This is a genomic window from Myxococcota bacterium (assembly GCA_041389495.1).
GTDB lineage: Bacteria > Myxococcota_A > UBA9160 > UBA9160 > UBA4427 > JAWKRT01.
On the sequence record JAWKRT010000003.1, the window covers coordinates 438,279 to 455,775 of the forward strand.

Consider the following 17,497-nt stretch of genomic DNA (forward strand, 5'->3'; position numbering starts at 1 on the left):
GGATCCCGTGGCGATCTCAGCAGGCGACGTGAAGGCGCTCCGCGACCAGACGGGCGCGGGCATGATGGAGTGCAAGCGCGCGCTCTCGGACGCGGACGGCGACGTCGAGAAGGCGATCGAGCTGCTGCGCGAGCGCGGGCTCTCGAAGGCGGGCAAGCGCGCGGGGCGCGCCACGAGCGAGGGCGCGGTCGCGGTCGCGATCGCGGGCGCGCGCGCCGGCCTCGTCGAGCTCGGCTGCGAGACCGACTTCGTGGCCAAGACCGACGCCTTCCTGGCGCTCGCGCAGTCGGTCGCCGACGTGGTCGCCGCGAACCCGTCGCTCGACGGCCCGGCGGCCGTCGGCGCCGCGAAGCTCGGCGGCACCACCGTCGCCGACACGATCCAGCAGACGATCGCCAAGGTGGGCGAGAACATCGAGCTCAAGCGCGCGCAGGGGGTCGACGTCGGCAAGGGCGTGACGGGCGGCTACGTCCACATGGGCGGCAAGCTCGGCGTCGTGGTCGGCCTCGCGACGGGCGCGTCCGGCGCGGCGGTCGAGGAGCTCGCGAAGGACGTCGCGATGCACGTCGCCGCGGCCGATCCGTCGCCGATCGCGGTCGACCGCGACGGCGTCGACGCCGACGTCGTCGAGCGCGAGCGCCGCATCCTCACCAACCAGGCGAAGGAGAGCGGCAAGCCCGACGCCGTGGTCGAGAAGATGGTGAGCGGCCGCATCAACAAGTTCTTCGCCGAGCACTGCCTGCTCGAGCAGGCCTTCGTGAAGGATCCCGACACGACGATCGGCAAGCTCGTGGCGAAGGTCGCGAAGGACGTCGGCGCCGACGTCGCGGTCGCGAGCTTCGTGCGGTTCCGCATCGGCGAGGGCGGCGAGGCGACCGAAGGGTGAAGCCGGCCTACCAGCGCGTGCTCATCAAGTTCTCGGGCGAGGGGCTCGCCGGCGAGACGGGGCACGGCATCGATCCGAAGATCTTCGCGCGCGTGGCGCGCCAGATCCGCGACGTGCACGCGCTCGGCGTGCAGGTCTCGATCGTGATCGGCGGCGGGAACATCATCCGCGGCATCAGCGCCGAGAGCGAGGGCATGGACCGCGCTCAGGCCGACTACATGGGCATGCTCGGCACCGTCATCAACGCGATGGCGCTGCAGGACGCGCTCGAGAAGCTCGGCGTGCCGACGCGCGTGCAGACGGCGCTGCAGATCCAGCAGGTGGCGGAGCTGTTCATCCGCCGTCGCGCGATCCGCCACCTCGAGAAGGGCCGCATCGTCATCTTCGCGGGCGGCACCGGGAACCCGTTCTTCAGCACCGACACCGCCGCGGCGCTCCGCGCCGCGGAGATCGGCGCCGAGGTGATCCTCAAGGCGACGCAGGTCGACGGCGTCTACGACTCCGACCCGTCGAAGAACGCGGACGCGCGTCGCTACGAGGAGGTCACCTACGCCGAGGCGATGCGCGAGAACCTGCGCTTCATGGATCAGGCCGCGATCGCGCTGTGCCGCGAGAACGGACTCCCGATCATCGTCTTCGACATGGGCGACGAGGGCAACGTCAAGAAGATCGTGTGCGGGGAGTCGATCGGTACCCGCGTGCACGACTGACGGAAGCGCGCCGCGCACGCGCGACCCCGGGGAGGAGCGGCGATGGCCGACGAGAACGTCGAACTGGTGCTCGAGGAGACGCGCGAGGCGATGGACAAGGCGCTGCGCAGCCTGCGCCACGACCTGCAGGGCGTGCGCACCGGGCGCGCGAGCACGGCGCTCGTCGACGGCCTCCAGGTCGACTACTACGGCGCGTCGACGCCGCTCAACCAGCTCGCCAACCTGAGCACGCCCGAGGCGCGGCTCCTCGTGATCTCGCCCTTCGACAAGTCGACGATCCAGGCGATCGAGCGCGCGATCCAGGCGAGCGACCTCGGTCTCACGCCGTCGAGCGACGGCAAGGTCATCCGCATCCAGATCCCGCCGCTCACCGAGGAGCGGCGCAAGCAGATGGTGAAGCAGGTCCACAAGCTCGCCGAGGAGCACAAGGTCGGCGTGCGCGAGAGCCGGCGCGCGGCGCTCTCCATGGTGAAGGACCTCGTGAAGGACGGGCTGCCGCAGGACGACGGAAAGCGCGCCGAGAAGTCCGTCCAGGACCTGACCGACGAGTTCACGAAGAAGGTCGACGAGATGGCCCAGGCCAAGGAGAAGGAGGTGCTCGAGGTCTGACGCGCCGACGCGCCTCGAGCCGGATGCGCCCATGAGCTCCGAGCGCCGCTTGCAGCAAGGCCGGATGCCGCGCCACGTCGCCATCATCATGGACGGCAACGGGCGCTGGGCCGAGGCGCGTGGCGAGCCGCGCGTCGCGGGGCATCGCGCCGGCGTCGCGAAGGTGCGCGAGGTGATCCGCGGCGCGCACGAGCTCGGCATCGGCGTGCTGACGCTCTACGCCTTCTCGCTCGAGAACTGGAACCGCCCGAAGGACGAGGTCGTGGAGCTGATGCGGCTCCTCGAGGAGTACATCGACGTCGAGATCGACGAGGTGATCCGCAACGGCATCGAGCTGCGCGTGCTCGGGCGACTCGACCGGCTGACGCCGCGGCTGCGGCGCAAGATCGAGGGCGCGATCGCCAAGAGCCAGGGCAACGACGAGATGACGCTCTGCCTCGCGCTGTCCTACGGCGGGCGCGCGGAGATCGTCGATGCGGCGCGCCAGCTCATGCGCGACGCCGAGCAGGGCAAGCTGTCGCCCGACGATCTCGACGAGAAGACCTTCGCCGCCTACCTCTACGACCCCGAGATCCCCGACCCCGACCTGCTCATCCGCACGGGCGACGAGTACCGCATCTCGAACTTCCTGCTCTGGCAGGTCGCGTACGCCGAGCTGTACTCGACGCCCGTGATGTGGCCCGATTTCTCGAAGCAGACGCTCGTCGACGCGATCCTCGACTACCAGCGGCGCGAACGCCGCTTCGGCATGACGAGCGCGCAGGTGCGCGCCGGCGGCGCGCCGCCCGAGGGCGGCACGAGCGGCTCGTGAAGCGGCTCGCCGTCCTCGGCAGCACGGGCAGCGTCGGCGTGCAGACGCTCGCGGTCGTCGCCGCGAACCCCGACCGCTTCTGCGTCGCCGCGCTCGCCGCCGGCCGCAACACCGACGTGCTCGCCGAGCAGGTGCGCGCATTCCGTCCCGCGCTCGTCTCCGTCGCCGACGCGGACGGCGCGCGCGCGCTGCGCGAGCGGCTCGGCGCGGACGCCGCGGGCGTGCGCATCGCCCTCGGCGAGGAGGGGCTCGTCGACGTCGCCACGCACGACGCCGACCTCGTCGTCGCCGCGCTCGTCGGCGCGGTCGGGCTCGCGCCGACGCTCGCCGCGATCGAGGCCGGCCGCGACGTCGCGCTCGCCAACAAGGAAGTGATGGTGATGGCGGGCGCGCTCGTGAACCGCGCGGTCGCGCGGCGCGGCACCGCGCTCCTGCCCGTCGACTCCGAGCACAGCGCCGTCTTCCAGTCGCTCGCCGGCCACCGCGCCGAGGACGTCGCGCGCATCGTGCTGACGTGCTCGGGCGGGCCGTTCCGGACGTGGCCCGCCGAGCGCATCGCGCGCGCGACGATCGAGGAGGCGCTCGCCCACCCGAACTGGGACATGGGCGCGAAGATCACGATCGACTCGTCGACGCTCATGAACAAGGGCCTCGAGGTGATCGAGGCGCGCTGGCTCTTCGACCTGCCGCCCGAGCGCATCGACGTCGTCGTGCACCCGGAGTCGATCGTGCACTCGCTCGTCGAGTACCGCGACACGTCGGTGATCGCGCAGCTCGGCCTCCCCGACATGCGCGTGCCGATCGCGGTGGCGCTCGCCTGGCCCGAGCGCGTGGATCTCGACGTTCCCCGGCTCGATCTCGCGGCGGTCGGCCGGCTCGCGTTCGAGGCCCCCGACCGCGAGCGCTTCCCGTGCCTCGACCTCGCCTACGAGGCGCTCCGCGGCTCCGAGGCCGCCCCCGCCGTCCTCAACGCCGCGAACGAGGTGACGGTGGCCGCGTTCCTCGCCGGGCACATGCCGTACCCTGCGATTGCCGATGTCGATGCCGCCGTGCTCGAGGCGCACCTCGCCGAGGCGCGGGGCGCCCGCGTCCGCGACCTCGACGACGTGCGCGAGGCCGATGCCTGGGGCCGCGCGCGCGCGGGCGAGGCGGTGGCGAAGGCCGGCGCGCGCGCCTAGCGACCCCGGCGGCGACGGCCGGGAGGAGGACGAGCCGCAATGGCCCTGATCGACACGCTCGCCGCGTTCGTGCCGCTGCTCGGCGTCCTGATCTTCATCCACGAGCTCGGCCACTTCCTCGTCGCGAAGGCGTGCGGCGTGCGCGTGCTGACGTTCTCGCTCGGCTTCGGGTCGCCGATCGGCTTCGGTCGCCACCGGCTGCGCTGGGAGCGCGGCGGCACGGAGTACGTCGTCGCGTGGATCCCGCTCGGCGGCTACGTGAAGATGCTCGGCGAGAACCTCGCCGTGCAGGGCGAGGACCCGGAGCCCGAGGTCCTCGACGCGCGCCCCGACGAGTTCCTGAGCGCGAAGCCCGTCTGGCAGAAGCTCGCCATCAGCTTCGCCGGCCCCGCGATGAACCTGGCCTTCCCGGTCGCCGTGCTCGTCGTCGGCCTGTGGCTCGGCATGCCGCGCGCGGCCGCCGTCGTCGGGACGGTGGACCCGGGCTCGCCCGCGGCCGAGGCCGGGCTGCGCGCGGGCGACCGCATCGTCGCGATCGACGGCAGCGAGACGCGCTACTGGGACGACGTCGAGGAGGCCGTGCGCGCCGCCCGCGGTGGCGCGCTCCGCGTCGAGGCCGAGCGCGACGGCGCGCAGCTCGCCGTGCAGGTTCCCGTCGTCGTGCAGAACGGTCTCGACGAGATCGGGCGCGCCGAGCCGCGCGGCTGGATCGGGATCCAGAACGAGAAGCTGCAGCCGCTCGTCGGCGTGCCGGGTGCGCGCTCGCCGGCCGCGCTCGCCGGGCTGCGCTCGGGCGACCTCGTCGTGCGCGTCGGCGACGAGGAGATCGGCGACTGGAACGCGCTGGTCGCGGCGTTCGATGCGCGCGCGGGCGCGGCGGTCGAGGTGGCCGTGCGCCGCGGCGACGGCGCGAGCGGCGGCGCGGGGAGCGGCGGCGCGAGCGCCGCGCCGATCGCGATCGCACTGCCCGCGAGCCAGGGCCTCGCGGCGCTCGGCGTCGTGCCCGCCTCCGTGCTCGTCGCCGAGGTCGAAGCCGGCTCGGCGGCCGAGGAGGCCGGGCTCGCGCGCGGTGACCTCCTGCTCGAGCTCGACGGCCGGCCGATCGGCACGTTCCTGTCGTTCGCCGAGAGCGTGCGCTCGAGCCAGGGCCGCGCGCTCGCGCTCACGTACGCGCGCGAGGGCGACGTACGCGCGACGACGGTGACGCCGCGGCTCGTGCAGCGCGACACCGGCCTCGCTCACATGAAGGAGGACGTCTACCAGGTGGGCGTCCGCTCGTTCCCCGTGATGCTGCCGGGCGAGACGACGATCGAGCGCCACGCGAACCCGCTCGTCGCGCTGCCGCGCGCTTCCGCGATGGCCTGGGACATCACGAAGGTCTTCCTCAAGGGGCTCGGCCACATGCTGAGCGGCGGCGCGGGCATGGACTCGCTCGCCGGACCGATCGGCATCGCCCAGATCTCGCGCCAGTCGCTCGACCTCGGGTGGTGGGCCTACTTCCAGATGATGATGCTGATCAGCATCAACCTCGGGATCCTCAACCTGCTTCCGATTCCCGTGCTCGACGGCGGGCAGGCGCTCATCTACTCGATCGAAGGCATCAAGCGCTCGCCGCTCTCGCTGCGCACGCGCGAGATCGTGCAGGGCTTCGGGCTCGTGATGGTGCTGCTGCTGATGGGCGTCGCGATCGGCAACGACATCCTGCGGAACTGGTCGAGCTTCTTCGATTGGATCCGCGGGTAGCGCGCGCGCGCCGTGGCCCGTCTCCTGCTCGCGATCGAGTGCGCTTCGCGGCGCGCGAGCGCGGCGCTCGCGCGCGAGGGCGAGGGCGTCGTCGCGGTGCGCGAGGCCGACCCGGCGCTCCCGCACGCCGCGAGCCTGCTGCCCGCCGTGGACGCACTGCTCGCGGGGACGGGCGTCCACCTCGACGACCTCGACGCGTTCGCGGTCGCGGTCGGGCCGGGCGCGTTCACGAGCCTGCGCATCGGCATCGCCACCGTGAAGGGGCTCGCGTTCGCGGCGCCCGGCGTCGCGCCCGTGGTCGCCCCGGTGTCGACGCTCGGCGCGATTGCGCTCGAGACGTTCGAGGGCGCGAGTACGGAGGCCAGCGTCGACGAGCGCCCGGTCGCAGCCGTCCTCGATGCGCGGCGCGGCGAGGTGTACGCGGGCGTCTTCGAACGCCCGCTGCCGCCCGCGGGCACGGCCGACCGGCTCGCGCCGGCGTCGCCCGGCGAGCGCGTCGAGGCCGTCGCGGCGCTCGCTCGCGCGCTCCCGCCGCGCGCCCGCCTCGCGGGCGAGCCGCCGCGCGCGCTGCTCGACGCGCTGCGGGACGCCGGCCGGGACGACGTCGAGCTCGCCCCGCCGCCGGCGCGCCCGCGCGCGGCGGCGGTCGCGGCCCTCGGCCGCGCCCAGCTCGCGAGCGGGCGCGTCGTCGAGGCCGCCGCGCTCGCGCCGCGCTACCTGCGCCGCCCCGAAGCCGAGGAGAAGCGGCTCCGCGCCGAGCGGGCGGGGTAGTGGGCGCGCGCGGACGTGCGCCTTCGTCGGTGGACACCCCGGGGCGCTTCCCGTAGCTTCGCGGCCCTCGAGGGCGTGCGCGGTTCGGGCGCGCGCCCTCGCTCGTGAGTCGGGCCGGGCGGCCGACGGGCCGGGGCGCGAACGACGTTCTGCGAGCTGGGCCCGCACCGCTCGCGAACGGACCCGAGCACGGATCCAGAACGGCTTCGCAGGAGCCCGCGCGGGGCGCGACCGCAGTCGGCACGCACCTCCGGGCTCCCCAACGGCGAATCGACCGGTGCGCGCGCCGAGGCCGCGCCGCCCGCGATCCGCGGAGATGGACCTCGATGGCACTCGACATCTACTACGACAAGGACGCGGACCTCGGTCGGCTCGCCGGCAAGAAGGTCGCGATCATCGGCTACGGCAGTCAGGGGCACGCGCACGCGCAGAACCTGCACGCGTCGGGCGTCTCGGTCGTGGTCGGCCTGCGGAAGGGCTCGGCGTCGTGGAAGAAGGCCGAGGGCGCGGGCCTCGAGGTGGCCGAGGTCGCGGCGGCCGCGAAGGCCGCGAAGGTCGTGATGCTGACGCTGCCCGACGAGAAGGCGGCCCAGGTCTACGCGGAGGAGGTGGCGCCGAACCTCGAGCCCGGCGACTACCTCGCCGTCGCGCACGGGTTCAACATCCACTTCCAGGCCATCGCGCCGCCGGCGGACGTGAACGTGTTCATGGTCGCGCCGAAGGGGCCGGGCCACACGGTGCGGCAGAACTACGAGGACGGACGCGGCGTGCCGGCGCTGATCGCCGTCCACCAGGACCCGACGGGCGACACGAAGGCCGTCGCGCTCGCGTACGCGTCGGGCATCGGCGCCGGCCGCGCGGGCATCATCGAGACGAGCTTCCGCGAGGAGACGGAGACCGACCTGTTCGGCGAGCAGGCGGTGCTCTGCGGCGGCCTCGTCGCGCTGATGCAGGCGGGCTACGAGACGCTCGTCGACGCCGGCTACGCGCCCGAGATGGCGTACTTCGAGTGCGTGCACGAGGTGAAGCTGATCGTCGACCTGATCTACGAGGGCGGCATCGCGAACATGCGCTACTCGGTCTCGAACACGGCCGAGTACGGCGACTTCACGCGCGGCCCGCGCGTGATCGACGCCGCGACGCGCGCGCGCATGGAGGAGATCCTCGGCGAGATCCAGCGCGGCGAGTTCGCGAAGGAGTTCATCCTCGAGAACCAGGCCGGCTTCGTCGGCTTCAACGCGAAGCGCCGCATCGCGGCCGAGCATCCGATGGAGGAGGTCGGCGCGAAGCTGCGCGGGCTCATGCCGTGGCTGCAGCAGCGGCGGCTCGTCGATCGCTCGAAGAACTGAGCCGGCGCGCGGGCACCGGCCGCGCGCGCCGTCGAGCGCCGCGGCGCGCGCGCGGCGGCGCGCCACGAGGGGGAACGCGATGAGCGACGCGGCGCAGCGCGCGGCGGCGGCGGGCGATGCGCCCGGCGCCGCGTTCCGCGAGCGGCCGACCGAGTGGATCGTGCCCGACGCGTTCGCGCTCGGCGCGGTGCCGCTCGGGCTCGGCGCCCTGTTCGGCGCGCTCGGCCACGCGTGGCTCGCGGCGCTCGGGCTCGGCCTCGGCGCCTTCGTGCTCGCGTTCTTCCGCAACCCCGAGCGCGCGCTGCCCGGCGACGCCGACGCCGTCGTCGCCCCGGCCGACGGGCGCGTGATCGAGGCCGCGCCGGTCGAGCTCGCCGACGGCCGCAAGGCCGTGCGCATCGCGATCTTCCTCTCGGTGTTCGACGTGCACGTGAACCGCATGCCCGTCGCGGGCCGCGTCGTCGCGATCGAGCGCGCGGGCAACGCCTACCTCGCGGCCTTCAACCCCGACGCGCTCACGCACAACGTGCGGCTCGACGTCGTGCTCGCGATGGCGGGCGGCGCGCGCGTCGTCGTCTCGCAGATCACCGGGCTGATCGCGCGCCGCATCGTGTGCCACGCGAAGGTGGGCGACGCGATCGGGCGCGGACAGCGCTACGGACTGATCCGCTTCGGCTCGCGCACCGACGTCGTGCTGCCGCCCGAGGCCGTCCCGTGCGTCGCGCGCGGCGACCGCGTGCGCGGCGGCGCGACCGTGATCGCGCGGCTCGCGGGCGCCGACGGTGCGGGCGGAGCGGCGCGCGCGCCGGCGCCCGCGCAGGGAGGATCCACGACGTGAGTCGCGACACGCGCGAGGAGCGGCGCGCCCGGCGCCGCGCGCGCCGCGAGGAGCGGCGCATGGCCGGCGACCAGATCGGCGTCGCCGCCCTGATCCCGAACCTCTTCACGACGATGAACCTGGCGGCCGGCTTCTACTCGATCGTGCTGTCGGGCTCGGGGCACTACGAGCGCGCGGCCGTCGCGCTGATCTTCGCGGCGGTGTTCGACATCCTCGACGGCCGGCTCGCGCGGATGGCGGGCGCGACGAGCCGCTTCGGCTTCGAGTACGACTCGATCGCCGACACCGTCTCGTTCGGCGTCGCTCCCGCGATGCTCGCCTTCCACGCCGGCAAGTTCACGGAGCTCGGTTGGACGGGCTGGGTGCTCGGCTTCATGTTCACCGCCGGCGCCGCGCTGCGGCTCGCGCGCTTCAACGTGACGCCGCAGCGCTATCCCGGCCGCTTCGAGGGGCTGCCGAGCCCGGCGGCCGCGGGCATGGTCGTCGCGACCGTGCTCTTCGTCGGCTTCCTGCGCGAGGCGGGCCTGTACGTGTCGGTGCCCGCGCTGTTGCCGGCGTTCGGGCTCGCCGCGCTCGGGCTCCTGATGGTGAGCCCGATCCCGTACCACAGCGGCAAGGAGGTGCGCCTCCACCGCCCGCAGACCGCGGCCGTGATCACGGTCTTCGCGGCGGCGGTCGTGTTGCTGAAGCCGGGCCTCACGCTGTTCCCGCTCGGCGTCGCGTACGTGCTCTCCGGGCCCATCGCCTGGCTGCGCCGCCGCCGCCGCGGGACGACGCTCGAGACGCTCGCCGAGGCGTCGGCGCGCGCCGAGTCGGCCACCGCGTCGCAGGCCGACGACGCGCACCCCGGGCCGCCGCACTCGCTCCACTGATCCGACTCACCCGTCTCGCGGCGCCGGCCCGCGCGGCCCGCGTGCGCACCGGCCCGAGACCCGCACCCTCCGCAGCGAAGGAAGCTCCGTGGATCGCATCGTCCTCCTCCCCGGCGACGGCATCGGCCCCGAGGTCACGCGCGAGGCGCAGCGCGTGCTCGACGCCGTCGCGCGTCGGCACGGCATCGCGCTCGAGTACGAAGAGGCGGCGATCGGCGGCGCGTCGATCGACGCGCACGGCACGCCGCTCACGCCCGCGGTCGTCGACCTCTGCCGCGCGAGTCGCGCGGTGCTGCTCGGCGCCGTCGGCGGCCCGAAGTGGGACGCGATGCCCGTCGACACGCGGCCCGAGAAGGGCCTCCTCGGCATCCGCAAGGCGCTCGGCCTGTTCGCCAACCTGCGCCCGGCGAGCGTCTTCCCGTCGCTCGCGGCCGCGAGCGCGCTGCGGCCCGAGATCGTCGCGGGGATCGACATGCTCGTCGTGCGCGAGCTCACGGGCGGCCTCTACTTCGGCGAGCCGCGCGGGCGCGCGGTCGAGAACGGCCGCCGCATCGCGCGCAACACGATGGTGTACGACGAGGACGAGATCGCGCGCATCGCGCGCGTCGCGTTCGACGCCGCGCGACGGCGCCGCCACCACGTCACGCACGTCCACAAGCAGAACGTGCTCGAGGCCTCGCAGCTGTGGGTCGAGGTCGTCGAGGAGGTGGCGAAGGACTACCCGGACGTCGAGCTCGCGCACCAGCTCGTCGACTCCGCGGCCATGCTGCTCGTGCGCGAGCCGAAGCGCTTCGACGTGATCGTCACCGAGAACCTGTTCGGCGACATCCTGTCGGACGAGGCGGCGATGATCACGGGCTCGCTCGGCATGCTGCCGTCGGCGAGCCTCGCCGCGGGCGGCGTCGGGCTCTACGAGCCCGTGCACGGCTCGGCGCCCGACATCGCGGGCCGCGATCTCGCGAACCCGCTCGCCGCGATCCTGTCGGTCGCGATGATGTTCGAGCACACGTTCGACGCGCCCGCGGCGGCGGCCGAGATCCGCGATGCCGCGACGCGCGTGCTCGAAGAGGGCCACCGCACGGGCGACCTCGTGCTCCCGGGCGAGCGGCGCGACACGATCGGATGTCGCGCGATGGGCGACCTCGTGCTCGCGAGGCTCGGCGCGTGACGGCGCCCGCGCGCCGCGAAGGCCTGCGCATCGCCGTCGCGGGCGCGAGCGGCGCGGTGGGGAGCGAGCTCGTCGCCGTGCTCGGCGAGCGGCGCTTCCCCGTCGCGGAGCTCCTCCCGTTCGCGACCGATCGCTCGCTCGGCCGCGACGTCGAGATCGACGACGAGGTGATCGCGATCGAGGCGGAGGCGCCGCCGCTGCGCGGCCTCGACCTGCTCTTCGTGTGCACGCCGCGCGGTGCCGCGCTCGACCTGGTGCGCGCCGCGCTGCGCGCGGAGGTCGCGTGCATCGACTGCTCGGGCGCGCTCGCGCGCTCGGCCGAGGTGCCGCTCGGGCTCGCCGACCGCAGCCCGGCCGCCGAGCTCGTGGGCGCGCCGCTCGTCGCCGCGCCGAGCGGCCCCGCGCTCGCGTGGGGTCGCGTGCTCGCCGCGCTCGACGACGCGGCCGGCGTCGAGCGCGTGACGGGCACCGTGCTCCAGAGCGCCGCGCACGCGGGACGCGACGGCATCGAGGCGCTCTCCGACGAGACGGTCGCCGTGCTCGCGCAGCAGGAGCCTCCCGAGCCCGCCGTGTTCGCGGGTCCCGTCGCGTTCGACTGCCTTCCGCGCGAGACGGCCGCCGAGGCGGAGGCCGACGAGGACGCGCTCGCCGCCGAGCTCGCGCGCGTCGTCGCGCGCATCCTCGGGCGCGACGTCCCGCTCGACGCGGCGTTCGTGCAGGTGCCGGCCTTCGTCGGCGAGGCGAGTGCGCTCACCGTCGAGCTGCGCCGCGCGCTGTCGCCCGAGGAGGCGCGCGAGGTGCTCGCCAAGACGGCGGGCGTCGCGCTCCACCCGGCCGGCGACGCGCTGCTCGCCGGCCCGACGCTGCGCGACGCGGCCGGCAGCGACGACGTCCTCGTCGGCGGCGTGCGGCGCGACCGCGCGCACGCGAACGGGCTCGCGCTCTGGCTCGTGGCCGACCCCGTGCGCATCGCGGCGAGCAACGCGGTCAAGCTCGCCGAGGCGCGCACGCAGCTGCACTGACGGCGGCGCCCGCGATGCCGCGCTTCCGCTTCACGCTCGAGTACGACGGCGCGCGCTTCGCCGGCTGGCAGCGCCAGGGGCAGGGCGAGCGCACCGTGCAGGAGGAGCTCGAGCGCGCGCTCGCCGAGCTCGCGGGCGGGCGGCGCGTCGAGGCGATGGGCAGCGGGCGCACGGACGCCGGCGTGCACGCGCTCGCGCAGGTCGCGAGCGCGTGGCTCGACACCGCGCTCGATCCGGCGACGCTGCAGCGCGCGCTCAACGCGAAGCTCCCGGCCGACGTCGCCGTGCTCGCCGTCGAGCAGGTCGCGGACGACTTCGACGCGCGCCGCGACGCGCTCGCGAAGCTCTATCGCTATGCCATCTGGAACGCCCCGCAGCGCTCGCCGCTGCGCGCGGCCCGCGCGCACTGGGTGCCGACGGGCGCGGACGGGCGCGGCCTCGACGTGGAGGCGATGCGCGAGGCCGCCGCGCAGCTCGTCGGCGAGCGCGACTTCGCCGCGTTCTGCGCCGCCGGCTCGAGCGTGGCGACGACGGTGCGGCGCCTCCTGCGCCTCGACGTCGTCGCGCGCGCGCGGCCGGAGGGGCGCGAGATCGAGATCGAGGCCGAGGGCGCGGGCTTCCTGCGCCACATGGTCCGCAACCTCGCGGGAACGCTCGTCGAGGTGGGGCAGGGACGGCGCGCGGCGGGGTCGATGCCCGCGCTGCTCGCGTCGCGCGACCGCGGCGCTGCCGGGCCGACCGCGCCCGCCTGCGGGCTCGCGCTCGTCGCGGTCCGGTACGCCCGGGCCGGGGCCGCCGATTCCGCCGTGGAATCGGACGGTTGACGGGCGGATTCGCGGCCCCCGCACCTTGACTGCGGGCCGCCGAACCGGTACCCGTTCGCGCTCCCGCGCGCCGGCCCGTTCGGCCGCGCCGGGACATTCCGAGCGATCCGATGCGAGCGGGCCCGGGAGACCGGGTCCGTTGCGTTGTGCGGTGCCGGCGGGGCCGGCGCCGCTCTCGACAACGGGCCCGACGAGGGCCGGAGGACACCCGCGATGGGAGCTGCGGCTCACCGCGCGACGCAGAGCGCCCGGCCCGGCGAGGTCGAGCGCACGTGGTACGTGATCGACGCGGAAGACGTCGTGCTGGGGCGGCTCGCGACGCGCGTCGCGTCCGTGCTGCGCGGCAAGCACAAGCCCACCTTCACGCCGCACGTCGACACCGGCGACCACGTCATCGTGATCAACGCCGAGAAGGTGCGGCTCACCGGGCGCAAGCGCGAGCAGAAGCTCTACATCCGCCACACGCTGTACCCGGGCGGCATCCGCACGGTGACGGCGGACAAGCTGCTCGCCGGCCCGCACGCCGACCGCGCGGTGCGCAAGGCGGTGGAGGGCATGCTGCCGCGCAACTCGCTCGGCCGGCAGATGCTGACGAAGCTCAAGGTCTACGCGGGGCCCTCGCACCCGCACGCGGCGCAGAAGCCCGAGGAGCTCTCCCTTGATCAGTAGTGAGATCAATGCGACTGGCAAGCGAAAGACGGCGGTCGCGCGCGTGCGCCTGCGCCCGGGCGCGGGCCTCGTGCTCGTGAACGGCCGCCCGGCCGACGAGTACTTCGGGCGCGTCGGCGATCGCCTGCTCGTCGCGCAGCCGTTCGAGGTGACGAGCCTCGCGGGCCGCTACGACGTGCACGCCTCGCTCTCGGGCGGCGGTCCCACGGGCCAGGCCGGCGCGCTGCGCCACGGCATCGCGCGCGCGCTCGAGAAGCTCGACCCGAGCCAGCGCGCGACGCTCAAGCGCGCCGGGCTCCTCACGCGCGATCCGCGCAAGAAGGAGCGCAAGAAGTACGGTCAGAAGGGAGCGCGCGCGCGCTTCCAGTTCTCGAAGCGCTAGTCGCGCCTCGTCCGCGCGGCGTGCGCCCGAGCGGCGCGGCGCACGCGGAAGACTCGTGGAGACGGGAGGCCGCGCGCGGCCTCCCGTTTCTCGTTCGGGGCGCGCGCGCGATCGCGCGGACGGGCCCCGACGAGGAGGACGGACATGCGGGTCGGCATCGCCGGCGCCAGCGGCTACACGGGCCTCGAGCTCGTGCGGCTCGTTCCGCGCCACCCCGAGCTCGAGCTCGTCGCGATCACGTCCGAGCAGCGCGCGGGCATGGCCGCGGGCGACGCCTTCCCCGGCCTGCGCGGCCTCGTCGACCTGCGCTTCGAGGGGCTCGACCCGAAGCGCCTCGCCGAGCGCGTCGACGTCGCGTTCTGCTGCCTGCCCCACGGCGGCTCGGCGCGCGCCGTCGCCGAGCTGCGCGCCGCGGGCGTCGTCGTGGTCGACCTCTCGGCCGACTTCCGGCTGCGCAGCCGCGACGACTACGCGCGCTGGTACGGCGAGCACGCCGCGCCCGACCTGTTCGGCGCGGCCGTCTACGGCATCCCCGAGCTCCACCGCGCCGAGCTCGCCGGGGCGTCCTTCGCCGCAGCGGCGGGCTGCTACCCGACGTGCACGGTGCTGCCGCTCGCGCCCTTCCTGCGCGAGGGGCTCGTCGAGACGACGGGCATCGTGGTCGACGCGAAGTCGGGCGTCTCGGGCGCGGGGCGCACGCTCGCCGACGGCTACCTGCTCGCCGAGCTCGAGGGCAACGCGCACGCCTACAAGCCGGGGAGCGTGCACCGCCACGTTCCCGAGATCGAGCAGGAGCTCGCGCTCGCGGCCGGCGTCGACGTGCGCGTCGCGTTCGTGCCGCACCTGCTGCCGACGACGCGCGGCATGCTCGCGACGGTGTTCGCGCGCCCGAAGCGGCCGATGTCGAGCGCGGACGCGCGCGCCGTGCTCGAGCGCGCGTACGCGAACGAGCCGTTCGTGCGCGTCCTGCCCGAGGGCGAGACGCCCGCCATCGCATCGGTGCGCGGCACGAACTTCTGCGACGTCGCGGCCGTGTCGGACGAGCGCTCCGGTGCGCTCGTGCTGCTCTCGGCGATCGACAACCTCGGCAAGGGCGCGAGCGGGCAGATGATCCAGTGCCTGAACGCGATGCGCGGCTGGCCCGAGACGCTCGGGCTGCTCGCCGGCCCGCTCCTCCCGTAGTCGCGCGCCGCGACGCAACGCCGTTTCACCAAGCGCGCGCGTCGCGCGTCGATCGACGTGCGCGCGCGGTGCGCGCGCGGTGCGCTGCGCGCGGGTGCGATCGCGACGATCGGGAGCTTGCTCCGATTGACGCTCGCGAGACGAGCGGGCTATAAACCGTCGAACCGAAGCCATGGGAGAGGCATTGCGCGCCTTCACTGCTTCGCGCGTCCGTCACCGGCACGCGGGGAGCCGGGCGATTCCGCTCGGCGACCGGGTGCACGGGTGACGCCGCCGGTGCAGGCGGCGACGATCCCGGGACCGCGCGGTCCCTCCCTCCCGGTTCCCGTTCCTCTCGCGAAGCCCTCCGCCGCGAACGCTCGTTCGCGCCGGGCGGGCGCGCGCGCGGGGTGCGGGGCGGTTCGCGACGCGGGCGGGGGGCGTGCCGCGTCGGCTCACGGGTTCGCGCTCTTCGAACCGCGCGCACGGCGAGCACGCCGACCGTCGACCGACGGCGGCGAGGCTCGACCGGCTGGGCGCTGAGGACGGCCGATGCGGGGGGTCCAGTCCATGCAGAAGCGATCGACGAAGTTCATCTTCGTGACGGGCGGAGTGCTGTCGTCGCTCGGGAAGGGGCTCGCGTCGGCCTCGATCGGCGCGCTGCTCGAGGCGCGCGGGCTCACCGTCACGTTCCTCAAGCTCGACCCGTACCTGAACGTCGACCCGGGGACGATGAACCCGTTCCAGCACGGCGAGGTGTACGTCACCGAGGACGGCGCCGAGACGGACCTCGACCTCGGCCACTACGAGCGCTTCACGACGACGCGCATGAGCCGGCTCAACAACGTGACCGCCGGCAAGATCTACGACTCCGTGATCCAGAAGGAGCGCCGCGGCGACTACCTCGGCGGCACCGTGCAGGTCATCCCGCACGTCACCGACGCGATCAAGGAGCGCGTGCTCGCGGCGGCGCAGGGCGTCGACGTCATCCTCGTCGAGATCGGCGGCACGGTCGGCGACATCGAGTCGCTGCCCTTCCTCGAGGCGATCCGCCAGATGCGCGCCGACGTCGGCCGCGACAACGTCTGCTTCGTGCACGTCGCGCTCGTGCCCTACGTCGCGACGGCGGGCGAGCTCAAGACGAAGCCCGTGCAGCACTCGGTGAAGGAGCTGCAGTCGGTCGGCATCGCGCCCGACGTCATCCTGTGCCGCACCGATCGCTTCCTGCCGAAGGGCGTGAAGAGCAAGATCGCGCTCTTCTGCAACGTCGACGACGACGCGGTCGTCACCGCCAAGGACGTCGACACGATCTACGAGGTCCCGCTCGTCCTCCACCAGGAAGGCCTCGACGAGAAGCTCTCGCAGGTGCTGAACATGTGGACGGCGCGGCCCGACCTGCGGCGCTGGGAGGAGCTGATCCACAACGTCCGGCACCCGAAGTGCGAGGTCACGATCGCGATGGTCGGCAAGTACGTCGACCTCACCGAGGCCTACAAGTCGCTCAACGAGGCGCTCGCGCACGGCGGCTTCCCGATCGGCGCGAAGGTGAACATCGAGTACGTCGACTCCGAGAAGTTCGAGGACGCGCACGTGCTCGCGCACGTCGACGGCATCCTCGTGCCGCACGGCTTCGGCGAGCGCGGCGCCGAGGGCAAGATCAAGGCCGTTCGTTATGCGCGCGAGAACAGGATCCCGTACCTCGGCATCTGCTACGGCATGCAGATGGCGGTGATCGAGTTCGCGCGCCACGTCGCCGGGCTCGAGCGCGCGAACTCGACGGAGATCGATCCGGCGACGCCGCACCCGGTGATCGACTTCCTGCCCGAGCAGCGCGCGGTCGCCGACAAGGGCGCGACGATGCGGCTCGGCGCCTATCCGTGCGCGCTCGCCGAGGGAACGCGCGCGCGCGAGCTCTACGGCCGGGCCGAGATCTCCGAGCGCCACCGCCACCGCTACGAGTTCAACCCGGCCTACCGCGAGCGGCTCGAGGCGGCGGGCCTCGTGTGCTCGGGCACCTCGCCGGACGGCCGGCTCGTCGAGGTCGTCGAGCTGCGCGACCACCCGTTCTTCGTGGCCTCGCAGTTCCACCCCGAGTTCGCGTCGCGGCCGTTCGAGCCGCACCCGCTCTTCGAGGCGTTCGTGCGGGCGGCGGCCGAGCACCGGCACGCCGGCTGACGGGAGGGGCGAGGGCGGACGCGTCGGCGCTTGAACGCGCGATCGCTTTCGTCTACACCCTGCGCTTCGCGTGGGACGTTAGCTCAGTTGGCTAGAGCACCGTGTTCACACCGCGGGGGTCGGAGGTTCGAATCCTCTACGTCCCACCACGCATCGCCCGCCGAATCGATGGATCCGAGCCTCTCGTCCCGCGCCGCGCGGGCCGCGGGCTCGCTGGCCCGGTAGCTCAGCTGGATAGAGCACCAGCCTCCGAAGCTGGGGGTCGCGCGTTCGAATCGCGCCCGGGTCACCATCCGCCGTTCGCGCGCCCGGTCGCGGGCCCGGTCGCG

17 protein-coding genes and 2 tRNA genes are annotated in these 17,497 nt (G+C 74.0%); all 19 read left to right on the forward strand.

The window, feature by feature from the left end; translation table 11 throughout:
• Positions 1-7 precede the first annotated feature (7 nt).
• The 19 genes from tsf to R3E88_18355 all read left to right on the forward strand — a co-directional run bounded on the left by tsf (position 8) and on the right by R3E88_18355 (position 17,460).
• Complete coding sequence (tsf, locus tag R3E88_18265) at positions 8-886, forward strand: translation elongation factor Ts (protein ID MEZ4218427.1); 879 nt, start codon at positions 8-10, stop codon at positions 884-886.
• A complete protein-coding gene (pyrH, locus tag R3E88_18270) occupies positions 883-1,596 on the forward strand; it encodes a UMP kinase (GenBank protein MEZ4218428.1) in 714 nt (237 codons plus the stop codon). Before tsf ends, pyrH begins: the two co-directional genes overlap by 4 nt.
• Before the next feature lie 42 nt (positions 1,597-1,638).
• Entirely contained in the window at positions 1,639-2,205 is a 567-nt protein-coding gene (frr, locus tag R3E88_18275; GenBank protein ID MEZ4218429.1) for a ribosome recycling factor, read from the forward strand.
• Positions 2,206-2,236: 31 nt separating this feature from the next.
• A complete protein-coding gene (locus R3E88_18280; protein MEZ4218430.1) occupies positions 2,237-3,016 on the forward strand; it encodes an isoprenyl transferase in 780 nt (259 codons plus the stop codon).
• Positions 3,013-4,194 (forward strand): 1-deoxy-D-xylulose-5-phosphate reductoisomerase, encoded by a 1,182-nt coding sequence (locus R3E88_18285; protein ID MEZ4218431.1) that lies wholly within the window; start codon positions 3,013-3,015, stop codon positions 4,192-4,194. The genes R3E88_18280 and R3E88_18285 overlap by 4 nt, the downstream gene beginning before the upstream one ends.
• A gap of 39 nt (positions 4,195-4,233) precedes the next feature.
• Positions 4,234-5,937 (forward strand): RIP metalloprotease RseP, encoded by a 1,704-nt coding sequence (gene rseP / locus R3E88_18290; GenBank protein ID MEZ4218432.1) that lies wholly within the window; start codon positions 4,234-4,236, stop codon positions 5,935-5,937.
• Between the two features lie 12 nt (positions 5,938-5,949).
• Positions 5,950-6,708 carry a tRNA (adenosine(37)-N6)-threonylcarbamoyltransferase complex dimerization subunit type 1 TsaB gene (gene tsaB / locus R3E88_18295; GenBank protein MEZ4218433.1) on the forward strand — a complete coding sequence of 253 codons (759 nt, stop codon included), beginning with the start codon at positions 5,950-5,952 and terminating at the stop codon, positions 6,706-6,708.
• A 326-nt stretch (positions 6,709-7,034) separates the two neighbouring features.
• The gene (gene ilvC, locus R3E88_18300; protein MEZ4218434.1) at positions 7,035-8,057 is read left to right on the forward strand and encodes a ketol-acid reductoisomerase; all 1,023 of its coding nucleotides are present in this window, start codon (positions 7,035-7,037) and stop codon (positions 8,055-8,057) included.
• Positions 8,058-8,136: 79 nt separating this feature from the next.
• Positions 8,137-8,895, forward strand: a complete 759-nt coding sequence (locus tag R3E88_18305; GenBank protein ID MEZ4218435.1) for a phosphatidylserine decarboxylase — start codon at positions 8,137-8,139, stop codon at positions 8,893-8,895.
• The gene (pssA, locus tag R3E88_18310; protein MEZ4218436.1) at positions 8,892-9,767 is read left to right on the forward strand and encodes a CDP-diacylglycerol--serine O-phosphatidyltransferase; all 876 of its coding nucleotides are present in this window, start codon (positions 8,892-8,894) and stop codon (positions 9,765-9,767) included. Before R3E88_18305 ends, pssA begins: the two co-directional genes overlap by 4 nt.
• Before the next feature lie 88 nt (positions 9,768-9,855).
• The gene (leuB, locus tag R3E88_18315; GenBank protein ID MEZ4218437.1) at positions 9,856-10,935 is read left to right on the forward strand and encodes a 3-isopropylmalate dehydrogenase; all 1,080 of its coding nucleotides are present in this window, start codon (positions 9,856-9,858) and stop codon (positions 10,933-10,935) included.
• The gene (locus R3E88_18320; GenBank protein MEZ4218438.1) at positions 10,932-11,957 is read left to right on the forward strand and encodes an Asd/ArgC dimerization domain-containing protein; all 1,026 of its coding nucleotides are present in this window, start codon (positions 10,932-10,934) and stop codon (positions 11,955-11,957) included. The genes leuB and R3E88_18320 overlap by 4 nt, the downstream gene beginning before the upstream one ends.
• A 14-nt stretch (positions 11,958-11,971) precedes the next feature.
• Complete coding sequence (gene truA / locus R3E88_18325; protein ID MEZ4218439.1) at positions 11,972-12,781, forward strand: tRNA pseudouridine(38-40) synthase TruA; 810 nt, start codon at positions 11,972-11,974, stop codon at positions 12,779-12,781.
• A gap of 213 nt (positions 12,782-12,994) precedes the next feature.
• The gene (rplM, locus tag R3E88_18330) at positions 12,995-13,450 is read left to right on the forward strand and encodes a 50S ribosomal protein L13 (protein MEZ4218440.1); all 456 of its coding nucleotides are present in this window, start codon (positions 12,995-12,997) and stop codon (positions 13,448-13,450) included.
• A complete protein-coding gene (gene rpsI / locus R3E88_18335) occupies positions 13,440-13,832 on the forward strand; it encodes a 30S ribosomal protein S9 (protein ID MEZ4218441.1) in 393 nt (130 codons plus the stop codon). The genes rplM and rpsI overlap by 11 nt, the downstream gene beginning before the upstream one ends.
• A gap of 144 nt (positions 13,833-13,976) precedes the next feature.
• The gene (gene argC, locus R3E88_18340) at positions 13,977-15,014 is read left to right on the forward strand and encodes an N-acetyl-gamma-glutamyl-phosphate reductase (GenBank protein ID MEZ4218442.1); all 1,038 of its coding nucleotides are present in this window, start codon (positions 13,977-13,979) and stop codon (positions 15,012-15,014) included.
• Positions 15,015-15,563: 549 nt separating this feature from the next.
• Positions 15,564-17,168 (forward strand): CTP synthase, encoded by a 1,605-nt coding sequence (locus R3E88_18345; GenBank protein ID MEZ4218443.1) that lies wholly within the window; start codon positions 15,564-15,566, stop codon positions 17,166-17,168.
• A 72-nt stretch (positions 17,169-17,240) separates the two neighbouring features.
• Positions 17,241-17,317 (forward strand) — tRNA-Val (locus tag R3E88_18350).
• Positions 17,318-17,383: 66 nt separating this feature from the next.
• Positions 17,384-17,460, forward strand: a tRNA-Arg gene (locus R3E88_18355).
• Positions 17,461-17,497 lie beyond the last annotated feature (37 nt).

Coding starts and splice junctions, on each gene's coding strand:
- frr (MEZ4218429.1), top strand. CDS start 1,639: ATGGCCGACGAGAACGTCGAACTGGTGCTCGAGGAGACGCGCGAGGCG.
- R3E88_18280 (MEZ4218430.1), top strand. CDS start 2,237: ATGAGCTCCGAGCGCCGCTTGCAGCAAGGCCGGATGCCGCGCCACGTC.
- rseP (MEZ4218432.1), top strand. CDS start 4,234: ATGGCCCTGATCGACACGCTCGCCGCGTTCGTGCCGCTGCTCGGCGTC.
- ilvC (MEZ4218434.1), top strand. CDS start 7,035: ATGGCACTCGACATCTACTACGACAAGGACGCGGACCTCGGTCGGCTC.
- R3E88_18305 (MEZ4218435.1), top strand. CDS start 8,137: ATGAGCGACGCGGCGCAGCGCGCGGCGGCGGCGGGCGATGCGCCCGGC.
- truA (MEZ4218439.1), top strand. CDS start 11,972: ATGCCGCGCTTCCGCTTCACGCTCGAGTACGACGGCGCGCGCTTCGCC.
- rplM (MEZ4218440.1), top strand. CDS start 12,995: ATGGGAGCTGCGGCTCACCGCGCGACGCAGAGCGCCCGGCCCGGCGAG.
- argC (MEZ4218442.1), top strand. CDS start 13,977: ATGCGGGTCGGCATCGCCGGCGCCAGCGGCTACACGGGCCTCGAGCTC.
- R3E88_18345 (MEZ4218443.1), top strand. CDS start 15,564: ATGCAGAAGCGATCGACGAAGTTCATCTTCGTGACGGGCGGAGTGCTG.